The sequence below is a fragment of the Fuerstiella marisgermanici genome (genome assembly GCF_001983935.1).
GTDB lineage: Bacteria > Planctomycetota > Planctomycetia > Planctomycetales > Planctomycetaceae > Fuerstiella > Fuerstiella marisgermanici.
On the sequence record NZ_CP017641.1, the window covers coordinates 7,588,763 to 7,610,363 of the forward strand.

General features: G+C 56.1%; 14 protein-coding genes. 7 read left to right on the forward strand and 7 right to left on the reverse strand.

The annotated features are described in order from the left end of the window. The first annotated feature begins 3 nt into the window (after positions 1–3). From Fuma_RS28500 to Fuma_RS28520, 5 genes are all read left to right on the forward strand, one after another. Positions 4–2,097: a vWA domain-containing protein gene (locus tag Fuma_RS28500; RefSeq protein WP_077027107.1), complete on the forward strand. Its 2,094-nt coding sequence runs from the start codon at positions 4–6 to the stop codon at positions 2,095–2,097. Continuing rightward, positions 2,094–4,733: a VWA domain-containing protein gene (locus Fuma_RS28505; protein ID WP_077028613.1), complete on the forward strand. Its 2,640-nt coding sequence runs from the start codon at positions 2,094–2,096 to the stop codon at positions 4,731–4,733. The genes Fuma_RS28500 and Fuma_RS28505 overlap by 4 nt, the downstream gene beginning before the upstream one ends. Before the next feature lie 13 nt (positions 4,734–4,746). Beyond that, positions 4,747–6,411 carry an ABC1 kinase family protein gene (locus Fuma_RS28510; RefSeq protein WP_077027108.1) on the forward strand — a complete coding sequence of 555 codons (1,665 nt, stop codon included), beginning with the start codon at positions 4,747–4,749 and terminating at the stop codon, positions 6,409–6,411. A gap of 177 nt (positions 6,412–6,588) precedes the next feature. Then, positions 6,589–7,968 (forward strand): MFS transporter, encoded by a 1,380-nt coding sequence (locus Fuma_RS28515; RefSeq protein WP_077027109.1) that lies wholly within the window; start codon positions 6,589–6,591, stop codon positions 7,966–7,968. Then, complete coding sequence (locus tag Fuma_RS28520) at positions 7,958–9,235, forward strand: hydroxyacid-oxoacid transhydrogenase (RefSeq protein WP_077027110.1); 1,278 nt, start codon at positions 7,958–7,960, stop codon at positions 9,233–9,235. The genes Fuma_RS28515 and Fuma_RS28520 overlap by 11 nt, the downstream gene beginning before the upstream one ends. 154 nt (positions 9,236–9,389) lie before the next feature. Here the strand turns inward: Fuma_RS28520 and Fuma_RS28525 are convergent, their stop codons facing one another. Both Fuma_RS28525 and Fuma_RS28530 read right to left on the reverse strand, forming a co-directional pair. Further along, positions 9,390–10,067 carry a DUF4166 domain-containing protein gene (locus tag Fuma_RS28525; RefSeq protein ID WP_077027111.1) on the reverse strand — a complete coding sequence of 226 codons (678 nt, stop codon included), beginning with the start codon at positions 10,065–10,067 and terminating at the stop codon, positions 9,390–9,392. Continuing rightward, positions 10,067–10,804: a DoxX-like family protein gene (locus Fuma_RS28530; protein ID WP_229360761.1), complete on the reverse strand. Its 738-nt coding sequence runs from the start codon at positions 10,802–10,804 to the stop codon at positions 10,067–10,069. The genes Fuma_RS28525 and Fuma_RS28530 overlap by 1 nt, the downstream gene beginning before the upstream one ends. Positions 10,805–11,773: 969 nt before the next feature. Here Fuma_RS28530 and Fuma_RS28540 point away from each other — a divergent pair. Next, a complete protein-coding gene (locus tag Fuma_RS28540) occupies positions 11,774–13,042 on the forward strand; it encodes an acyltransferase family protein (protein WP_077027114.1) in 1,269 nt (422 codons plus the stop codon). Between the two features lie 74 nt (positions 13,043–13,116). On the opposite strand, the gene Fuma_RS28545 is transcribed toward Fuma_RS28540, so the two are convergent. From Fuma_RS28545 to Fuma_RS28560, 4 genes are read right to left on the reverse strand one after another with little or no spacing between them, the layout of a single operon-like run. Beyond that, positions 13,117–15,201 (reverse strand): tetratricopeptide repeat protein, encoded by a 2,085-nt coding sequence (locus Fuma_RS28545; RefSeq protein ID WP_077027115.1) that lies wholly within the window; start codon positions 15,199–15,201, stop codon positions 13,117–13,119. A gap of 14 nt (positions 15,202–15,215) precedes the next feature. Continuing rightward, complete coding sequence (locus tag Fuma_RS28550; RefSeq protein ID WP_077027116.1) at positions 15,216–15,635, reverse strand: hypothetical protein; 420 nt, start codon at positions 15,633–15,635, stop codon at positions 15,216–15,218. Between the two features lie 54 nt (positions 15,636–15,689). Next, positions 15,690–16,598, reverse strand: a complete 909-nt coding sequence (locus tag Fuma_RS28555; RefSeq protein ID WP_077027117.1) for a DUF1559 domain-containing protein — start codon at positions 16,596–16,598, stop codon at positions 15,690–15,692. A 34-nt stretch (positions 16,599–16,632) separates the two neighbouring features. Next, positions 16,633–17,460 (reverse strand): leucine-rich repeat domain-containing protein, encoded by an 828-nt coding sequence (locus Fuma_RS28560; protein ID WP_077027118.1) that lies wholly within the window; start codon positions 17,458–17,460, stop codon positions 16,633–16,635. A gap of 751 nt (positions 17,461–18,211) precedes the next feature. On the opposite strand from Fuma_RS28560, the gene Fuma_RS36040 reads away from it, so the two are divergent. Then, positions 18,212–19,594, forward strand: a complete 1,383-nt coding sequence (locus Fuma_RS36040; RefSeq protein WP_077027120.1) for an outer membrane protein assembly factor BamB family protein — start codon at positions 18,212–18,214, stop codon at positions 19,592–19,594. Between the two features lie 75 nt (positions 19,595–19,669). Here Fuma_RS36040 and Fuma_RS28575 read toward each other — a convergent pair whose 3' ends face one another. Then, a complete protein-coding gene (locus tag Fuma_RS28575) occupies positions 19,670–21,577 on the reverse strand; it encodes a DUF1549 and DUF1553 domain-containing protein (RefSeq protein ID WP_083732397.1) in 1,908 nt (635 codons plus the stop codon). Between the last annotated feature and the right edge of the window lie 24 nt (positions 21,578–21,601).

A 21,601-nucleotide genomic window follows, 5' to 3' on the forward strand; every position in this document is an offset into this window, starting at 1 on the left:
CCGATGTCCTTTGCCGCACCGACCGCAATGTTTCTGACAGCCCTCGCGCTGCCGATTATTGCGTTGTACATTCTGAAGCTGCGGTTGAGGCGAATTCCGATTTCTACCAACCTGTTCTGGAAGCAGGTCTATGATGAGAAGCCGCCGCGATCGTTGTGGCAGCATTTGCGACACCTGCTGTCGCTGTTGGCTCAACTGCTGTTGTTGATACTGCTGGTGTTGGCGATTTCTGATCCTTATTTTTCGTGGCAGGCTTTGCAGGCCCGACGCATCGTCATGGTGCTCGATACATCTGTCAGCATGAAGGCCACAGACGTCAGCCCGTCGCGATTCGAAGCATCGCGAGCGGCCGCTCATGACGTGCTGGACGGTATCCGCTTTCGAGACGAAGTGGCTGTGGTTTCTGCCGGAAGCCGACCGGAAGTCATTCTGGGAATGGCCGGACACGTGCCCACACTTCGCCGAGCCATCGATTCCGTAGCGCCGGTGGATGGTGGTTCGTCACTGCCACAGGCCATCGAACTGGCGCGGCAACTTCTGGGCAATCATCCGCATTCGCAAATCCTGGTCTTCACGGACGGCTGTGCCGATCGTGTCGACCCTTCGATGACGGCGACCGATCTTCAGCCCGGCAGCACAGCGACGAACGAAGGCGAAAACAGCGCTTCTGAAACTGCGCTGACGACCGGCGAAGCGACAACCGGCCCGGACGCTTTAGAAAGTGAATCCAGCGATCCGAATGTTGTGGATGTGCAGTACCGCATTTTTGCAACGTCGGCGGCGAATATTGGCATCACTCAGTTTCAAGCGCGGCGAAGTCTGGTCGATCCGATTGGCTATGAAGTTTTGGTTACGCTTCGCAACGCGTCAGACAAACCGGTCAAGGGAAGGCTGGAATTGGAACTGGACGGGATTCCGGCCGACATCGTGCCGCTAAACCTGAAACCGGATGAACTGTGGACACGCTCGATTGAAAAAACGTCGCTCGAAGGCGGGTTGCTGCAAGCGTCACTCACACAAATTGGCGTTGGCGATTCCATGGAAGAATCTTCAACCACCGAACCCACTTCCACAACCGACACCCGTTCATTGAATGTGCTGCCGACGGACGACATGGCCTGGGCCGTTGTGCCGCCGCGAGTGGTTCAGGATGTGCTGATCGTTTCGCCTGGAAACCTGTTTCTTCAGAAGGTCTTCGAAGCCAATCCTCTCGTGAATGTGACGGTGGCAAACGACATCCCCGAACAGTGGCCAGCGGATTCAATCGTCGTTCTGCATCGATTGGTGCCAGAAACACTTCCCGCAGGAAACGTACTGGTGATTGATCCTGAGGCGAGCTGCAATTTGTGGGACGTGGGCGAAGTGATTGCCAATCCGATTGTGACCGAACAGGACGCATCGTCTCCTCTGATGACTCATATCCGGCTGGACAACGTGCTGATGCCGGAAGCTCGCCGTCTCGATTTTCAGTCGTCGATCAAGTCGCTCGCGTCCACCGTCACGGGCGAAACTGTCTATGTGCGAATACCACGTTCAGACGGCGACTGTCTTGTGTTAAGCGTCAATTTGGAACGCAGCGATCTGGCATTCCGAACGGCCTTCCCGATCATGATCACAAACGTACTAAGCTGGTTCGCAGGGCAACCGGGCGAGCTACAGCCAGCTTTGATGGCGGGCCAGACAACGACACTCGGCGACATCGTGACTGATTTGTCAGTTGATGACGACGAAGAGAGTGCTGCGGAACGCACGCTTACGTCTCCTTCGCAGCAGGAATCGGCGATCCTCAGTCAGCAGATTGGCCCGCTGAACGAAGTTGGAGTTTGGACGGTTACTGAGTCCCCAACCGCGAAGCAACAGCAGATAAATTCCGGCATCGACTCAACTATCGATCCATCTTTCCAGCAGATCGCCGTCAATCTTGCCAGCGTGAATGAATCTGATCTGCGGCCAGTTCAGGGTGCTGCCGATGAAGTCCAAAACGCTGCGGCCAGTCATGGTTGGTTTAGTCGTCCGCTGTGGTTTTATTTGATTGCAGTTGCGTCTGTGTTTTCTGCGTTTGAGTGGTTCCTTTATCAACGGCGGTGGATTACTTGAGCTTCGAACTGACACGTCCGTGGGTTTTGCTGTTTCTGGTGCCGCTGGCATTAGTGATCACCGCCTGCTTCGTGCGCAGCCTGAGTGACTTTCCTCGCTCACAACGGATTGTGTCGTTGGTGATGCGGATCGGGATGCTACTGCTGCTGGTTCTTTCGCTGGCCGGGTTGACTCTTCTGCACGACACAGAAGAACAGTTTGTGATCGTGTTGCAGGACCAAAGCCTCAGCATTGACGACGATGCAAATGTCGCGACGGACGAGTTTCTGCGAAATGCCGTGGATGCTAGGGGCGACCACAAACTGGCTCTGCTGCCATTCGCAACAACCGTTGGTACCGTGCAGGACCTGACGCCCGAGACACTCACCGAAGCGGCCGATCGCAAGGTCGATCAGCCTGACGAATCAGAAAGCTCGGCAACCACGAAGCAAGCTGAGGACGACAGCGAAACGGCTCGCAAGCAAAAGGACGGCACGAATCTGGCGGCGGCGATTGAAGCTGCGGCTGGCTATATGCCGCCCGGTTTTGTGCCCCAAATTGTGCTGCTCACGGATGGAAACGAAACCGTCGGCGACGCTGTGGCAGCGGCCGCTCAAAGCAACATTCCCATCACGACCATCGCTCTGCCTGCTATGTCTGAACCCGAAGTGCAGGTGGCGGAAGTAAAAGTGCCTGCCGAAGTTCGCGAAGGTGAACCATTTTTCGTAGACGTTGAAATTCAATCGAATCATGACGACGAAGGTTTGATTGAAGTGTTTCGAGGCGACCACAAAGTTGTCAGCGAAAAGAAAACGCTCACCACCGGCACGAACCGATTTCGTTTTCAGCAATCCATCGAGCGAGACCGCATGGCTGCCTTCAATGTGCGGATCTCAGGCCTGAAACAGGACACACTGCTGGACAACAACAGTGATGCCGGCCTGGTGTTCGCCGCAGGGAAACCTCGCGTTTTGATTGTGGAAAGTGATCCGAATCTGATTCGGGAGCTCGCCTATGCTCTGGAAGACGAAGGCATTCAGGTCGACGTCCGTCCGCCGCAGGGAATGCCAGAGACGCTCGCGGACCTGCAGAATTATGAATGCCTGTTGTTGTCCAACGTTCCCGCCACGGCACTCACGCAACAACAAATGCAGATCGCTCGCACATGGGTTCAGGAACTCGGTGGCGGCCTGATTATGCTTGGCGGCGAACAGTCATTTGGGCTCGGCGGGTATTACAAAAGCACGCTCGAAGACGTGCTGCCCGTTCGCAGCGACTTCGAGAAGGAAAAAGAGAAGCCATCGCTGGGGATGGTGCTGGTGATCGACAAATCGGGGTCGATGAGTGGCGATCCGATCGAAATGGCCAAGTCGGCCGCTCGTTCTGCGGTAGAACTTCTGGGGCGACGCGATCAAGTGGCGGTACTGGCGTTCGACGGCGACACCTACGTCATCAGTGAAATGCAGCCCGCCAGCAATGGAGTTCGAATCAGTGATGAAATCGCTCGCATTGACGCCGGCGGCGGCACAAACATGTACCCGGCGATGGAGATGTCGTTCGAGATGCTGATGACGACGTCCGCCAAGTTGAAGCACGTCATTCTGCTGACAGACGGGGTTTCCACGGCGGGCGACTTCGAAGGCATGGCTCAGCAAATGGTGTCCGCAAAAATGACGGTCTCAACCGTGGCGGCCGGCAGCGGAGCAGACCAGACTCTCCTTGAACAAATCGCGCGAGTCGGCAAAGGACGGTATTACTACACGGACGACCCGGCTCAGGTGCCGCAGATTTTCGCGAAGGAAACCGTGACTGCCAGCAAGTCGGCAATTGACGAGCAACCGTTTATTCCGCAGGTGATTCGAGCGACCCATACGCTGGCAGACATCGACATGGAATCCGCGCCGTTTCTGTTGGGCTATGTGATGACTCGTCCTAAACCAACGTCCGAAGTCATTCTGGCGACGGAAAAAGGCGATCCGCTTTTGGTCTGGTGGCGTTATGGGCTGGGCATGACGGCGGCCTTCACGTCGGATGCTAAAAGTCGCTGGGCGGCCGAATGGATGACGTGGCCGGGGTACGGAAAATTCTGGACCCAGGTCATTCGGCAGGTGATGCGAAAAAGTGACACGCGCGGCATTCAGGTTCGAACACAACGTACGGGTGACCTGGCAAGTGTCGCGGTGGACGCCGTCAACGAAGTGGGCCAGTTTCTTAACCGAGTGGATGTCGAATTGACGGTGATTAGCCCTCAACTGCAACGGACATCGACAGTGATGTCGCAATCCGCGCCAGGTCGGTACACGACTGACTTCCCGCTTCCGCAGGCGGGGTCGTATCACATGGAGATCGCGGTCCGCCAGAACGATCAGGTCGTCTACCGTCAGTCTCGCGGCCTGATGCGAGGCTACAGCGACGAATTGCGCATCCGTCCGGCTAATGAAAGTCTGCTGCAGGAAGTGGCCACCGCGTCGGGCGGCCGTTTCAACCCAAAGGCTGCCGAACTTTTCGAATCTTCGGACGTTCGTGCGATGCGCCCAACACCGTTGTGGCCGTGGCTGTTGACTCTGGCCACCGTGATTCTAATACTGGACGTCGCGCTTCGCCGCATCGACTTCACGGTGTACTTTCCGTCAGCGCATTCGAAAAACGCTGTCTGAAAAAGGTTAGTCTGTGGACGTCACTAAGTTGCCTCAACTGGTTCGCAATGCGGGCCGCCTGAACCACGTCGTCCAGGTTCTCGTGCGTTTCGGGATCGCTCCGTGGCTGCAAACCATCCCGGCCGACTGGATCAAACGGCTGTGTCGCACTTCGTCCGGCGAAGACATTGGCGACCAGTCCTACGAAGCTCGAATCCGGCTGGCTCTTACCGAATTGGGCACGACCTTCATCAAGATTGGGCAGATTCTAAGTACTCGTCCGGACCTGATTGGCCCGGAACTCGCCGCTGAACTTTCCAAACTGCAAAGCGGGACACCGCCCGACAAACCTGAAGTGGTGCTGCAGACGATTGAGTCCGAACTCGGAAAACCTGCCAGTGAAGTCTTCCGAGAATTCAACGCGGACGCCTTTGCTTCGGGATCGATCGGACAGGTTCACAAAGCCGTGCTGCCGGACGGAACACCGGTAGTGGTGAAGGTGCAGCACCGGGGCATCGAAGAACGAGTTCGCAACGATCTCGAAATTTTGACTGAGCTGGCTCACCTTGCAGAAACCTATTCGAAACCACTGAAGCAGCTTCGCGCGATCGCGACTGCCAAGGAGTTTCGGCAGACGCTGGAAAACGAACTCGATTTCTCATTGGAGCAGCGTCATCAGGCCCGGTTCGCTCGCAACTTTGCCGACGACCCGCAGGTTCGAGTTCCGGCCCCTTTTCCGGACCGATCGTCGCGGCGCGTACTGACAATGGAACTGCTTAGCGGTGTCAGCCTGGCCGATCGGGACCAGCTGCGCGCAGCGGGTTTTGATCTGTCTGACCTCGCCAGCCGCGGTGCAGAAATGTTTCTGCAGATGGTGTTTCGTGACGGCTTTTACCACGCCGATCCTCACCCCGGCAATTTGATGGTGCTGGATGACCGAGCGATCGGGCTGCTGGACTGCGGCATGGTGGGACGCGTCGACGATGACCTGCGCGAACAGATTGAAGACCTGCTGCTGGCGGCCATCGACCAGGATGCCGCGTCGTTGCTGGACAGTGTGGTGCGGATCGGAAAAGTTCCAGCGACGTTCGACCGGGACGAACTGAAAACGGATCTGCTGCTGTTTGTCGACGAATATGCGTCTCTGTCGATCGACGATTTTGACGTGAGTGGCGCGCTGAACCGGATGATGTCGATAATCCGCCGGCATCACGTCACGCTGCCGCCACGCGTGTCACTGTTGATCAAGATGCTGGTGATGCTGGAAGGCACGGCTCAACAACTGACGCCGGATTTCAGTCTTGCCGAGCTGCTGGAACCGTATCGGTTTCAGGCACTCAAGCGAAGATTTTCGCCGGTCAGAATCTGGCGCAAACTCCAGACAGCTCAGCGAGATTGGACTCGCCTGGCAGAAGCTTTTCCTGGCGATGTCGCCGACATCATGAACCGGTTTCGACGTGGCAGCTTCAACGTACACCTCGAACATCAACGACTGGATTCGATCGTCAACCGGCTGGTGATGGGTGTCCTTTCATCGTCTCTGTTTGTCGGCTCAGCGTCATTGTGGAGCAGCAAAGTCGAACCCATTGTGTTTGGTGCATCCCTGCCCGGTGCGGTGGGATGCGGCGTCGCTATTTATCTGGGAGCTCAATTGATTTTTGCGATTCGCAAGTCGGGAAATCTGCGAGACGACGAGTAGTCACCACATGGCATTGGAGCCGCGTGCGGTCACGTAGCGGACGGTCGGCACCGATTGTGTTCTGCCGCGGCGTCAGATCATCGTTGAGTTTCTGCGCCTGGTGGTCGACGATACAATCCTTCCAACCACCTTCACTGTTGCTCACCTGCACGTCCTCCTTTGCCCGCCGAAAGTGCTATGACAGAATCACAACGTCCGGACCCCGACGATCCGTATGCTCCGCCTGTCGACTCTACCGAGCCACCCGGATCAGCGGGGCCACCGGAGTCGCCTTCCGCCGCCGATGTGCGGCGAGTGGTCCTTGCCAGTTTTGTCGGCACGACGATCGAATGGTACGACTTCTTTATCTACGGAACAGCCGCAGCTCTTGTGTTCGACAAGCTGTTCTTTCCCGGTAATGACGCATTCGTTTCGCAGATGGCAGCCTACGGTTCGTTTGCCATCGGCTTTTTTGCTCGGCCACTGGGCGGAGTTGTCTTTGGGCACTTTGGAGACCGCATCGGGCGCAAAGCCATGCTGGTGACGACCCTGATGATGATGGGCGTCGCAACGTGCTTGATTGGCATTCTGCCGACGTATCAAACGATCGGCGTGGCGGCTCCTGTATTGCTGGTGCTGCTGCGACTGGTGCAGGGATTTGGGGTCGGCGGCGAATGGGGTGGCGCCGTTTTAATGGCCGTGGAACACGGGCACGGTGGCCGGCGTGGGCTGTACGGAAGTTGCGTCCAGATGGGAGTTCCGGCAGGTTTGCTGTTGGCGACAGGAGTGTTTGCGGTGGTGTCCCGAATGGATGAAGCCGCATTTCTTAGCTGGGGCTGGCGGCTGCCGTTTCTGTTTGGAGTCGCCTTGCTGGCCGTCGGCATGTTTATCCGCGTGCAGGTCATGGAAAGTCCACTGTTTGCCAACGTGCAACATAAGAAAACGGTGAGCCCGCTGCCGATTCTCGACGTCTTCCGACATTACCCGAAGAACGTCGCCCTGGCCATGGGAGCTCGCTTTGCCGAGAACGCCTGTTTCTACATTTTCAGCGTCTTCATCCTTTCGTTCGCGACCGAACAATTGGAACTTCAGAAAAGCGATGTGCTGATCGGGGTCTGGATTGCAGCCTCAGTTCAGTTGATTGCGATTCCCAGCTTCGGCTTGCTGTCAGATAAAGTTGGTCGTCGACCGGTGTATCTTTGTGGAGCCATCTTTATTGGCCTGTTCGCCTTCCCCTTCTTTTGGCTGGTGGAAACTCAGATTGTGAGCCTTGTCTGGCTGGCGATCGTAATCGGCATGATTGGTCATGCGGCCATGTATGGGCCGCAGGCCGCTTTCTTTTCAGAACTGTTCGGCACCAACGTGCGCTACAGCGGAGCGTCGATCGGATACCAGTTGGCGTCGCCGTTGGCAGGAGGGTTGGCGCCATTAATTGCGACCGCTTTGCTGAACTGGTCAGACAACGCGACCTGGCCTGTGTCGGTGTACCTGATGGCAACCGCCGCGCTGACCATTCTGGCCATCTTTCTGGCTGCCGAAACGTTTGAACACGATATAGGAGCATCCGATGCAGACTGACAAAGTCTTTCAAATGTCCGCGTCGAATATTCGATTCGGAGAGGGCTGTACTTCCGAAATTGGCATGGATCTTCGGGCGCTGGATGTGCGCCGCACCATGGTGTTACTGGATCCCGGTTTGAAGTCACTTCCAATCGCAGAAGTGGTGCGAGATTCGTTGAAGCAACAGCAGATCGACTTCGAGATCTTTGATGAGATTTCCGTCGAACCAACGGACGCGAGTTTTCAGCACGCGGCGGCCGTCGCTGCAGCCGGAGGCTTTGATAGCTTTGTGGCCGTCGGCGGCGGCAGCACGATCGATACAGCAAAGGCAGCCAATCTGTATGCGACTTGGCCCGCCGAATTTCGACGTTATGTGAACGCTCCGATCGGTGACGGACAGCCGGTGCCCGGTCCGCTGAAACCGCTGATTGCTGTCCCGACGACCGCTGGTACCGGCAGCGAAACCACGGGCGTTGCCGTCTTTGACTTTACCGCACAGAAGGCCAAAACCGGCATCGCTTCTCGATATTTGAAACCCACGCTGGGAATTATCGACTCCAACAACACTCGTTCGCTGCCTCCGGCCGTCGCGGCGTCCAGCGGGTTGGACGTGCTAAGTCATGCATTGGAATCCTACACCGCCCTGCCCTTCGACCAGCGTCCGAAACCGGCAAGTCCCTCGCTGCGGCCCGCATATCAGGGAGCGAACCCGATCAGCGATTTATGGTGTTTGCATGCGCTGGAATTGATGGGCGAATACCTTCCCCGCGCCTTCGCCGATCCGTCCGATGACGAAGCTCGCAGCAACATGCTGCTGGCGTCGGCGATTGCAGGCATCGGGTTCGGGAACGCGGGAGTCCACCTGCCTCACGCAATGTCCTATCCAGTCGCAGGAATGGTGAAGGGGTTTCGCCCGAAGGGATTCGACGTGGACCACGATATGGTCCCTCACGGCATGTCCGTCATCCTCAGCACACCAGCGGTCGTCCGCTTCACCGCGGCGTCCTGCCCCCAACGCCATCTACGAGCGGCAGCGGCGTTAGGAGCCGACGTTTCGAATGCCAACCCGTCTGACGCCGGAAACGTACTGGCCGACCGAGTGATTCACTTTATGAAGCGAATGGACATGCCCAACGGTTTGGCAGCGGTTGGCTACACGGCTACGCAGATTCCGGACCTCGTCGCCGGCACACTCCCTCAGCAGCGCCTGACCAAACTGTCGCCGTCCCCTGTCCACGAATCAGTGCTGACGTCACTGTTTCAGGAATCACTGAAGTTGTGGTGACGTTCGACACAACGAGACCTTAGCTGCCTGCCCGCTAGTTCAACGAACTAAAATGCAGGTTGCAACACTGAAGGACGCGGCGAATTCTGCTGCGAAACGAACCAAGGCCTTGCTGGCAGACGAGGAGGTGCAGATACCCGAATCCATCTTCAGGTCACTCTCGACGCTCTTCGCGCAGTGGTCTGATGTGATCGGGGACGTCCAGCTCGTTCATTTGTTTAAACGCAACATCGAATGATCCGCGATAGCCAAACAGGCGGCCCCATGTCCGATTAGTCACTTCAACCTGTATCCGAAACTTTTTGGCTTCATCGTCATACCACTCGCATACTTCAGCGACCCCGGAGAAGAACAGGGGAAAAGAAAAGGCAAGCCAGCCTTCATAAAACCGCTGCGCACCTGACCGGATGCGTATGCCACCGCGATCATCAACGGAAACGTCCAGATCAACGGCAAGGTGCTGGTGTGAACCGAGGTAATCGACTATGCGCCCGCGGCTTTCGCTATAGATCATGTAGGCATCAAATCGGCGTCGTTTTCTGCTCTCGAACGTCCGAACCCAGGATACCGTTTCGCGACCAAAGCTGTCCAGGTAGGCGTAGTTCTCGATGGTGAAGGGAATGTTTGTTCCTGACTCGGGAAACATGATGCGTCGCCATGTTCCAATGTAGAGGAACGGAATGGTATAAAATCGGCCTCCCCAGATTTCGTCCATGATTCCTGAACCAATTGACGCGATCCTATCTTCGCTGCCGAAGCTAAAGCGTTCCTGGATCTTCGGGTGAAGGCGTTCAAAATCTGAGCCAAGAACTTGTTGGTAGATTGATGGCATCAGCCAACCTCCGGTTTTGCTCTCAAACATCGACCAGCGGACGGCAGGTCCTTCATCACGGCTAATCCGATCAACGAGACCACCGCCACGAGCAGGTTTAGCGTAACTGGATTGAATGCTGCCGACAGAAAATCCGGTGAACTTAGTGCAACGGCAATCGTGGCCAGGATCATCAATAGCACGGTAATCATGAGCGGCCAGCGACGTTTGCAGAAAAACAGCACTGCCCCTCCCCATACGATTTCAACGCAACCAATGATGGCAAGCATTGTTGGTGCAACACCGTCGGCAATCCCAGCGTCCGCCAGCATCTCCAATTCGTCCGGATGTCTTGCGATCAACTTGGGAATGAGCCCTTGGTAGATCCAGACGGCTGCCAAAGTAATTCGACAGATGAAGTGAACAACCGTTCGCTGCATCGTCACTGCCGGGTCAATGTCCTTCTCGATCCACAACCGCAAGCGGTCAAAGCTCCAGGCGGTCGCCCAGCCCATTAGTGGGCGAAATACGAACCGATCGAAGATACGCCCCACCCAGCCGAATCGCGTCTGATAATCGTATCCAGTGATGAAGCGAACGCCATCGTCAACAGGAATGTACTGCCAGTATCCCGCGCCTTCCCGTATCAACGATTTGATGTCGTTCGACCAAAACCGAAGTGACGACGTGCGTCGTCCAGCGTCGTCGCGGCTACCAACGGTTTCGCCCTCACCGTCGACACAAAGACCGAATGCCATCCGTGTGGAGTAACGAAACCGCTGCGGTTGCGACTCACTTGCGCGATGGAGGTAAGTGATTGATGTAAATCGGGCATCCCAGCGTTCATGCAATTCGGGGGTCTGCGTTTTTTTCCATAAGTCGTGCAACGAACCTTGAACGAATGTTTCGACATAGATGCCCATGAGGCTCAGTCCGATCACTCAAAGCAATGGTCTATCAACGCAAGCTGAGGAGATAGAATAACCGTTTCTGCCATACAATCACAGCGGTCACCCTACGAACGATAGGCGCGGCCCATTCTGCTTCGGTGCGGAAGAGACAAACCTGCTGTAGTCACCTCCCGTCTTGGCATAGTCCGGACTGTCCGGTTGCTTCGTTTACGCCGATTTTTACTGTCTCACTGAGAATGACAGTTATTGGGTGTTTGGCGGGCGAAACTCGAGTGAGCCTGGTATCTGCTGCCTTCGCCGTCTTGTCATTGTTGGTCGATCGAATACAAGCCGCAGCGATTTCTGTTGAGCCTTTTCTCAACCAGATTTGCCGCCGTTTTGTTCGCACGTACTACCGGGCGCGCTTTGCGAAACAGGTGGTGTTTTCGTTCCTTACGCTGTTCTTCACGGCAAATTTGGTGGCGGGCAGATTGTGTAAAGCCAGGTCGGCGTCGCTGGTGAATCTTTTGTGCGCGATCGGTTTGTGACGCATAACGTCGTTCACTGTGGCAGTCATCAGGAATCCGTCATCGGGAACTGGCCTTCATCGTCCGAAACGGCAGTTGTGCGGCCACAAGTCATAGAGATTCGCTGTAAGGCGAAGTGAGGGGGATATTTTTTGTCGAGAATAACGTCAATCGAAACACGATTCTGGCGCCTGTTTCTGAACCTGGAGACAGAATTGCGCCATAACAGCGTTCTCCTTGGGACTCAACGCTTTCGTGTAAATGCGGTTGCGAGTCACGCTGTGGCAGGTGGCAACTTCGGAGACCAGCAGTGACCGGTTCCAGTTCGATTTCGTGCGATCCTGAAGTCGCGGCGTGGCGGACTACGCCTGTGCAGGAGGCCTCAGGTAGCCTCAAAACGGTCACGACGACGCCGGTGGCAAGGATCTACTATCTCGATTGCATGCGAGGTTTCCTGATGATGCTTGGCGTAGTGCTGCACGCCGCAAACGTTTATGGGGTGCGTGGCACCTGGGAGATCCATGACGCGGCCGGAGTGCCAGCTTTCGACCTGCTGTCTGATTTGATTCGCTTGTTCCGAATGCCGAGCTTCTTCATCGTTGCCGGCTTCTTTGCATCGATGTCGCTGACCCAGCGTTCGGCAAGTCAGTTCCTTGCGGAGCGAGCGTGTCGGTTGCTGCCGCCATTCGTCTGCGTTTTCTGCACGCTGAACGTGCTGCAGCTTTGGTTGCAGGACGACGACTCGTGGTTCATTTTGAGTCGCAATGCATTTGTGTGGACGCGTCTGCCGGAACTTCTGCGCGAAGGGCGCGTGATTCAGCACCTTTGGTTCCTGATCGTCCTGATGTGGTACTGCGTGGCGACCGCGTTGTTTGCCGGCGTGCTGACAGGAAAACGGGAGCGGCACCTGCGGCAAAGTATTCCATTCGGTTTGCGGACTCTGCTTGGATGCATCTGCATCTCTGAAATCGGTGCGTCACTCCTGGTTCATGTCTGGGCTCCGTTGGGCGAATACATGCTCGGTGGACTGATCGCTCCCAGCTACCTGCTTCGATACTTACCCTATTTTCTGTTCGGGTTGTGGTTGGAGGCGAACCGATCCGAACTAGACTTATTCAGCCGACTCAGCATCCCGCGAATGTTCAGTCTTGCCGCGCTGTGGATCGGCAGTCAGCTGGTGCTTCCGAAGCTGCCATCGGGATGGAATCAAGGCGGCCAGCTGTTGGCAGGCGCTGTTTGTACGTGGCTGGCATGTCAGGTTTGTTTTTCGGTCTTCCGGTGGTTGTCTGATCGACCTCAACGCTGGGCTCGCTACCTCGCCGAGGCCTCGTATTCGGTTTACCTGTTCCACCACATTCTCATCGTGATACTTGCTCAGAATTTGCAACTGGTAGCGATTTCTGTCACTGCGAAGTTCGTGGTCGTCGTGATAGGAGCATTCCTCGGTTCCATCGCAATCCACGAAGGCTTGATTCGACACAATACCGCGCTGCTTCCACTACTGAATGGCCGGTTCACTCAACGGAAGAAGCCCGTGAAGGGCGAATTCGTCGCTCACACAACTTCGAATTCCAAATAGCCACGATTGAAACACCGGCCGTCCTGGCTTCGTAGAGCAGACCCAATCCTCTGAGTCACGGCAGGCAGGCCACTTCATCGTGACTGCGGAATTGCCGGTCGCGGTGTCTGGGAAAGCAGTTTTAGTCCCGCTTGAGCTTTGGCATGCTGAGGTTCCAGATGCAGCACGGCCTCGAAATCGCGACGAGCCTCCTGGACACGGCCGGCTTCGGCCAGCAGATATCCGCGGTTTAGTAGCGCATTAGTCAGCACCGGATCCAGAGCGAGTGCACGATCCAGCGGCTGCAAACATTCGGCCAGTGGTTTGTTCTGCAGGCGATATGCAAGAGCGAGTGCCGCGTAGGCTTCGGCGTCGTCGCGGAATGTCAGTTGTTGCCGCAACAATTGTTCGGCTTTTTTCGGCTGCTGCTGAAACAGGTACAGTCGGCTTAGCAGGGGATAGACTTCCAGCCAGTCGGGCACGTCGCTGACCAAACCTTCGTACAACCGAATTGCGCTCTGGTAATCCTTCCCCTGGTCGTAGGCAATCCCAAGCCGAAAACGAGCTTCCAGCCATTGCGAGTTGTGAGCAACAACAGGCCGCAACAATCGAACGGCGTCGGCACCGTTGCCTTCAGAAATTCGAACCGATGCCAGCCAGTACCTCATTTCCGGATCATCAGGTGCGCTGCTGAATGCTGTCTCCAGCAGCCTGCCTGCCTTCCGAAGCGCCGGTTGTTGAGGGCCCATCGTTTCGTGCAGCTGTATATAAGCGGCGGCGTGCGTGACCACATCAAGTTCATCACCCGGACGCAGGTCGATCAGTTCAACGTCAGCATTGGGAGACAGAATGCTGCCTTCCGGGATCTCATCGCGTGTGGGGCGCTGAATGCGATGATCTGTGAAAACCAGGTGCTGGCGTTCTCGGGTCGGCCGTTGAGGCATGTGACAGCGCACGCAACTGTTCTGAGTGTCCGAGTCCTGAGTGTTCGCGGCAGTCGCCGGTCGATGGCAGTCTGAGCCATCGTGACATGTTAAACACTTTTGATCGAAACTCGCGACGGGAGTGCGGTCTACGGTATCGTGAGCATCATGACACAGAATGCAGGTTAGACGACCCTCACTTTGTGACCAACACGCACTCTGCAGCATCCTCGCGCCGTGACTGGCGACTCCCAACACATCTGAGTCGCCCGACTTCGCAAGGAAGTCGATTCGATGGTCCCGCAGACGGTCGCCCGGCCGAAACGAAAACGCATCACAGCCGGGCCGAAACACGACCGCATCGCCCTGCAGGTGACACTGCAAACACACGTCGTTCGCCTGTTCAGGTTGCAGGCGGCCAGGGTTTACGATGGTGCGGTCTGTTGTCCTGCTTTGATCATCAGTACTCGGTTGTGAGGCAAGGCTGGATTGGAAGGCGACATGATCCTGTCCGGGGCCGTGACATTGTTCGCAAGATATGCCTGATTCAATGGGCACAGAAAACCGATCAACAACGGAATGCGTGGGCTGCGTTCGCCCGCCGTGGCACGCGATACATTCGCTCTGGACTGTGCGACTGAATCTTCGGTTGTGCAGTTCATAACCGGGACTCAACCCCCACTGCCCGTCATGCGCATACCACGCCAGCGGCAGTTGCGTGAGGTATCCGTTGTTTTCATGAGCCAAACCAAAAGCGTGTCGGCCAGATCCAATCCGAAAGCTGGCCGACATATCGCGGTGCCAGTCCGATTTTTCCGGGTGAGTTTCGCGGATCCGAATGGTGGCATTACGTTGACTGGCGTCAGCGGACGCATTCAGGATCTGATAGGCAAAGGCATTTTCAGCGTCAGCGATCCTCACGTTTGAGTCAATAGCATCCATCACTGTGGAATCGACGGGCGCCCATGTCTGAGACATGCCGCTGTGCTGGTAGTGTTGCCAGACGTCTGAATGGCAGTTCACGCAGGCCGCGTTGCCAACAAAGCGATGGGCGTCATCGGCGACCACTCGGACGTGCCGTGACATAATGGCCTGGTCCGGTGAGCCGGAAACCGCGTCACGTGAACTAGCGTCCGAAGAATCAGTGGGCAATGAAAAAGACGCGTCCGGATTCTCATCCGGACGCGTCGTGAGATAGGCCAACGCGCAGAGTACCGCAATCAGCAGCACTGCAATTGAAATGGATTTCGGAAACATGTGGCTGACGGGAATCAGGATTCCATTGGCAACGGTGCCGTATTGGAACCCGGTTTCACTTCAAACCGCAGTGGAGTGGTTTCCGGGCTGGCATACTTCTTCGGAACAGTTGATTCTTCCTGTTCCGAACCTGGAAGTGGCGGAGGACCGTCCGGATTGGAATCAAACACTTCCACCGTGACTTTATGCATTCCCAGTACTGCACCGTCTTTTAGTTCGTAGGTGGTGACCTCAAACGTACCATCTTCCTTAATTTCGGCGAAGCCAGGGTTGCCTTCGCCGTCGGGATGAAACGTCACGGTCCCGCTCTTCAGCGGTTGTCCGTTGATTGTTGCCGTGCCCGACACCGGAGCTGTTTCGGGCAACACCTCCGACGATCCGCAGCCAGACATGACCAGGCTGCACACAGACAACGTAAATAACGAATATCGCATGGGGCTTACATTCTTTCCGTAACAAGACAGATGGTTAAATCTCACGACAACGGCTTACGGTGTGTAGCCGCCAATCGGCAACCCATCACGATGGCGATCCAGTGCCTTGTAGGTATCAAAGTCCATGTTTTCACTTAAGAAGTGGACTGACCCGTCGGCGAATAGACCCTGCATTCCGCCAGTGTGCATACTGATAGCACCATATTTAACGCCACCCGCTTCTGTATTGTTTGGAACCGGCGCGGTGCGGCGAATCTGATTAATTGGATAGCGGTCCACGATCCAGACGCCATTGCCTGTCGCCCAGCTGCACCATGGCGAATAGCTTGGTGATCGTTCTCCCACGATCAGCGTGTTCGACAATCCATCGATGACGTCTCGAAATTTAACTTTCACGCTGGGGCTTCGTTCAAACACACCGTCCGGTGGATTGCTGTCAAACCAGTCTCCCTGGTAACCCATATAGCAGGTGACTCCGGCCGGGCCGCCGCTGTTACGTCCCCCGACAGCTGATGGAGCGGCGGGCCAGGCCCACCATGCAGCAAGGTCACTGCGGACTGCCTGAGTCGGGTCAGACGGACACAGCAGCATTGGCAAGGGCGTTTCAATCAGATCGCGGTTCGCGGGGCTGCCGGTGGTGTCAATGGTCTTTAGGTTGAAGTCCAGTTGAGAATACAGCGGTGCCTGATCGAAGTATGGCAGGCACATTGCAATCCAGCTAAAGCCGTTCGTCTGCGGTTGCAGGTTTCTGGCGTTCATGGGAAAGCAAAGCGCCGTGTCATGATAGTTGTGGATTGCCAGACCAATCTGTTTCATGTTGTTCTTGCACTGAGTGCGTCGGGCGGCTTCGCGAGCCTGTTGCACGGCGGGCAGTAGCAAGGCGATCAGGATTGCAATGATCGCAATCACAACCAGAAGTTCAATCAAGGTGAAGCCGACTCGTCGGCGTCTGTAAAGTTTCATCGGTGGGACTCCAGAAGAAGGAACAGAAGGAACTTCAGATGCCAGGACCGTTTTCGACCAGTTCAGCACCCTCAATATAACATGCCGGCAAAGCCGACCGTAAAGCAGAGACAGCTTCTTCAGTTACACTCGTATCGGCGAGTTTCAGGATTTCCAGGTTCGACAGCGATTGCAGATGCTGCAACCCGGCGTCTGTGACCTGCGAGTTGTTCAAGGTCAGTTCTTTCAAGGAATGAATTTGACCGATCGCTCGCAAGCCATCGTCGTCAACACCGGTTTGGTTCAGGAACAGCCGTTCCAGTGCAGGCAGTCGCTGCAAATGGACCATTCCCTTGCCAGTGACTGGAGTATCGTTGAGTGACAGAATTCCCAGGCTATGCAATGACTGCAAGGATTCCAGACCTGCGTCACCAACTTTGGTGTCTGATAGATGCAGGATGAACAGATCCGGCAGGTTGCTGAGATGCACCAACCCGGCGTCTGAAATGCCGGCGTTGCTAAGTTCCAGCTTTTGCAGCCCCTTGAGTCCGTCCAGAATCTGCAGATCATCGTCGGTTACATCGGGATTGCGCAGATAGATTTCCCGAACCTGTTGAGCGTAGTCGTCGCCGAACACGGTGCTGACGCCGGGCAGCGCGACGGGTTCTGTTCGCACGATCCCGTTCAGTTTTCGCAGGCCGACCAGGGCTCTGTGATGAGCGAGCTGGCGGGGAACAAATACGATCCCAAGGATCAGCATGGCCGCCGGGAGAATCAGTAGTGTCCGCAACCGAAGATGAAACCACGCCAACTGTTTGGAATCTGGCGGTTGCTCTTCAGGGGCCAAATGAACGTCCGTCGAGTGTTCCTCGTGTCGTGTCACGCTGCAGCCTATTGCTCAGGGATCAGGACTCAAACTTTCAATTTTCTCGCCTGCATCGATTTATGTAGACCGATCTATTGGAACGTAACCATTCTGTTCGTGGGAATCAAAACAATAAATGGTATTTTTTGTTGCATTTGGAAACAAAGTGGCGTGTTCGAAATGGCGGTTGTCCGAATACCGGGCCATTAGATCCTTCGAGGTGTTCTCTGAAACGCAGACGGCGAGTGAGCTCGAACAGGCGCAAACTGACTTCAGCAAACGCAAATGGGACCGAGTCATGTGGCCTTGCTACTTGATGGAATCATTCTTCCCGCGTCGGTTACGCTGTGCTTCGGGAGAGTGAAGCACCCACAAACCAATTGCGTTCGGATTTGTTTGCCGTGTTGATCGAGCGTGGCGTTCGCAGTCAATGAATCATCGTATGAATCACTGGCGCCCGTCGTTGTTCTGGTTCACGAAACCCGCCGATGAATTAGGCGGCAGCAGACGCGACCAGGAGTGAACTCGTGCCTCGGTCAGCGGGTGCTCGCGTAGGCAGGAAGGACACGAAGCATGCGGTTCATCGGGATGGTCGAGTTTGGGCAGACGACCTCGCGTCTTTCGCCCGTTGTCTTTCTGTCGCTGACGGACGCGATGTTCTTACCGTGCGCAAGTGAGTCGTCGCAACCGCATTGTCACCGAGGAGTGAAGACTTCATACTACTTTCGGCCTGCGTCCATTTGAATTTCACTCTTCGAAAGAGGCGACTGTGCGAAACTTCTTTTTACATGCAGCGATTGTTGTTTTCGTTATCGGCTCGCCAGCTGATGCCGATAACTGGACTCATTGGCGCGGCGACGATGGGAACGGTGTTTCCCGTACGGCCAACCCGCCCACCGAATGGAGCGATACGAAAAATGTGAAATGGAAAGTTCGTATCCCCGGCCAGGGGTCCGGGACGCCAGTAATCTGGGAAGACAAAGTCTACGTCGTATCCGCGGTCGCGACTGATTTGCCTGACGAGCAGCCCGACGATGGCGGCGCGGGACGAGCTGAAACTCGCCAAGCCGAAGGGCGGCCGGGTGGCCAGCAGCGAAGTCGTCAGGGAGGCCGATCGCGTTCGCGCGGCGGCCGAGGTTCTGCACCCTTGGTGACTCAGCAGTTCACGTTGTTCTGCTTCGATCGCGGCACTGGCAAAGAACTTTGGAAGCAGGTCGCCGTCGAATCGAAGCCGCATCAGGCCACGCATTCGACCAACAACTTCGCATCGGCCTCGCCCTGCACCGATGGCCAACATCTGTACGCTCACTTCGGTTCCCGAGGGCTGTTCTGTTACTCGATGGACGGCGAACTAAAATGGAAGCGCGAAGATCTCGGCAAGATGGAAACGCGTTTGGGTTTCGGCGAAGGTAGCTCACCCACAATCGCGGGCGATAAAATCATCGTGCCGTGGGATCACGAAGGGCAGTCCGCCCTGTTCGCGCTGGATAAAAATTACGGCAAGACGTTGTGGAAGACAGAACGAGACGAACCCACGTGCTGGGCGACACCACTGGTTGTCGAACATAACGGCACACAGCAGATCGTGATGAACGGTCAAAACATGGCTCGAGCTTACGACCTGGAAACCGGCGACGAGTTATGGAGGTGCGGCGGCCAGACGGACCGTCCTGTGGCTTCTGCCGTCGCCGCTGACGGACTTATCTTTGTCGGCAGCGGGCATCGGGGTTCGTTTCTGGCGGCGTTTCGGCCTGATGGTCGGGGGAATGTCGAAGGCACCGACAGCGTTGTCTGGTCGATCAGTCGCGACACGCCGGACGTTGCGTCGCCGCTGCTGTCTAACGGTCGGCTGTACTTTCACAAAGGACGAAGCGGCATGCTTAGCTGTGTTGATGCCGCGACCGGCAAGACGCATTTCGGTGCGACTCGCGTTCCCGGACTGGACAGCATTTATGCGTCGCCGGTGGCTGCAGGCGGGCACGTCTATCTGACAGATCGTCGCGGAACGACCGTTGTCATCAAAGATTCACCGACGTTCGAAATTGTCGCCACAAACAGTGTGGGAGAAACTGTCGACGCGACTCCTGCACCGGTTGATGACGAATTGTTCATCCGTGGCGAGCAGCATCTGTTCTGCATTTCAGGCTCGTAACGTGGAAGACTTTCACGCATCGCCTGGCAATTGCCGGCGATGCGTTTGGGAAAGCGCAACAGGTCTCCGGCGACGTCAGTCCACGACGATAAATTCGTTGCTGTTGAACAGCGACAGGCACAGGTGCGTCAATGAGTCCGCACCTGTTGCTTGTTGCGCCGTCCAGAAGCGGTTGACATGCTGCGTTTCCTGATCCGTCGGCGGTCGACCCAGCGTGCGTTCGAACGCGGCCACGATCTGCATGTTCCGATCAGAAGTCGCACCGTTGATCATTCGGGCGAGGTGCTTTGCCGTGTTCAGTGTGAACTGCGAATTCAGCAAGTGCAGAGATTGCGGAGCTGTGGTGGAGACGTTTCTTTCCGGGCAGCTGGCGTTCGCGCTGGGACGATCGAAGACCTCGAACATCGGATACTTCAGATTCCGACGGGCGAACACATAGATGCTGCGACGGCTGTGTTCGGATTTGTCTTCAGTCACCGTCCATTGATTCTTCAACAAGGTCGACACTAGTTCGGCTGGCAGTGGTGGCCGAACGCCGGGACCGCCGGTCTTGAAGTTAATCTTTCCACTTGAGGCCAGCATCGCATCGCGAATGGCTTCGCCTTCCAATCGGAAACGAGGAAAACGCGACAGTAACTCCGCATGCGGATCGGCTTCAAGAGCCATCGACCATGCGTGCTGCTGCGATTCAGAAGCATCATCGGGCAGGCGGCTGCGCTGTCGATATATTGCGGAGGTTACGATTTTTCGATGCAGCTTCTTGAGACTCCACCCGTCATCAATCAGCGAAACTGCCAGCCAGTCCAGGAGTTTTGGGTGGCTGGGTTCCTGTCCCATGATGCCGAAATCGCTGGGCGTGCTGACAAGGCCGGTGCCAAAGTGGTGTTGCCAGATCCGGTTCGCGATTACTCGTGCGGTGAGTGGGTTGTCGCGTGAAATCAGCCATTCGGCCAATGCCGTTCGGCGACCGTTAGTCGTATCGGATTTCTGAGGTTCAAAGACGTGCCCGGGCCAGCCTACGACACGTAGGACACCCGGTTGAATTTTCGTTCCCGGCGATCGAAAGTCGCCGCGCCGCATCACGTGGCTCGTCTCCTGCCACGGAACGGTTTCATTCAGCACGGAAAGTGATTTGTTTTTCGTAAGCTTCAGCGCCGGTTCAAAGATCGCTCGAAATCGGTAGAAGTCCGCCTGACTGATCGCGTCGTACTTGTGATTGTGGCATTGAGCGCACCCGATTTGCAGTCCAAGAACGACCTCGCCAACGGTGGATGTCAGTTCGTTCAGCACCGTGTGCCGTCGTTCCTCGGTCAGGTTGATGTCCGGCATGTCCGGACCCGACAGGCAGAAACGCGTGGCTGTCACGGTCGATGGGTTATGTGGGTAGAGTTCGTCGCCTGCAATTTGCTGCTTCAGGAATTCGTCGTACGGCATGTCGTCGTTGAACGCTTTGATTACCCAGTCGCGATACTTCCACGCTTCAGGTCTCACCTTGTCGTGTTCGAAGCCATCGGTTTCTGCAAACCGTGCCAAATCCAGCCAGTGCTGCGCCCACCGTTCGCCGTACCGAGGAGACGCAAGTAGGCGATCGATGAGTTGTTCGACCGCGTCTGCAGCGGTGTCCTGTAGAAACGCTTCGATCTCTTCCGGAGTCGGCGGCAGCCCGGTCAGGTCGAAACTGAGTCGCCGGATCAGCGTGCGTCGCGACGCCTGGGGTTGCGGCTGTAGTTTGTGTTCGGTCAGTTTGTGCAGCACGAACCGGTCCACGTCGTTTCGGCACAACGACGAATCTGCGACAGCGGGCACACCGCCGGAATTCAAGGGCCGAAAAGACCAGTGCTGGCGATCGTCCTCCGTGATTGGTGGTTCGGAATAGGCTTCTGTTGCGTCGTCAGCGAGTGCGTTGTTACCGGATACAAGTGTGGCAAGCACGGCAAGAACACATAACCTACAAAAACGGCTTGGCGAGTTATGTCTGCTCATTCAATTGTTCCTGACCGGCATTCT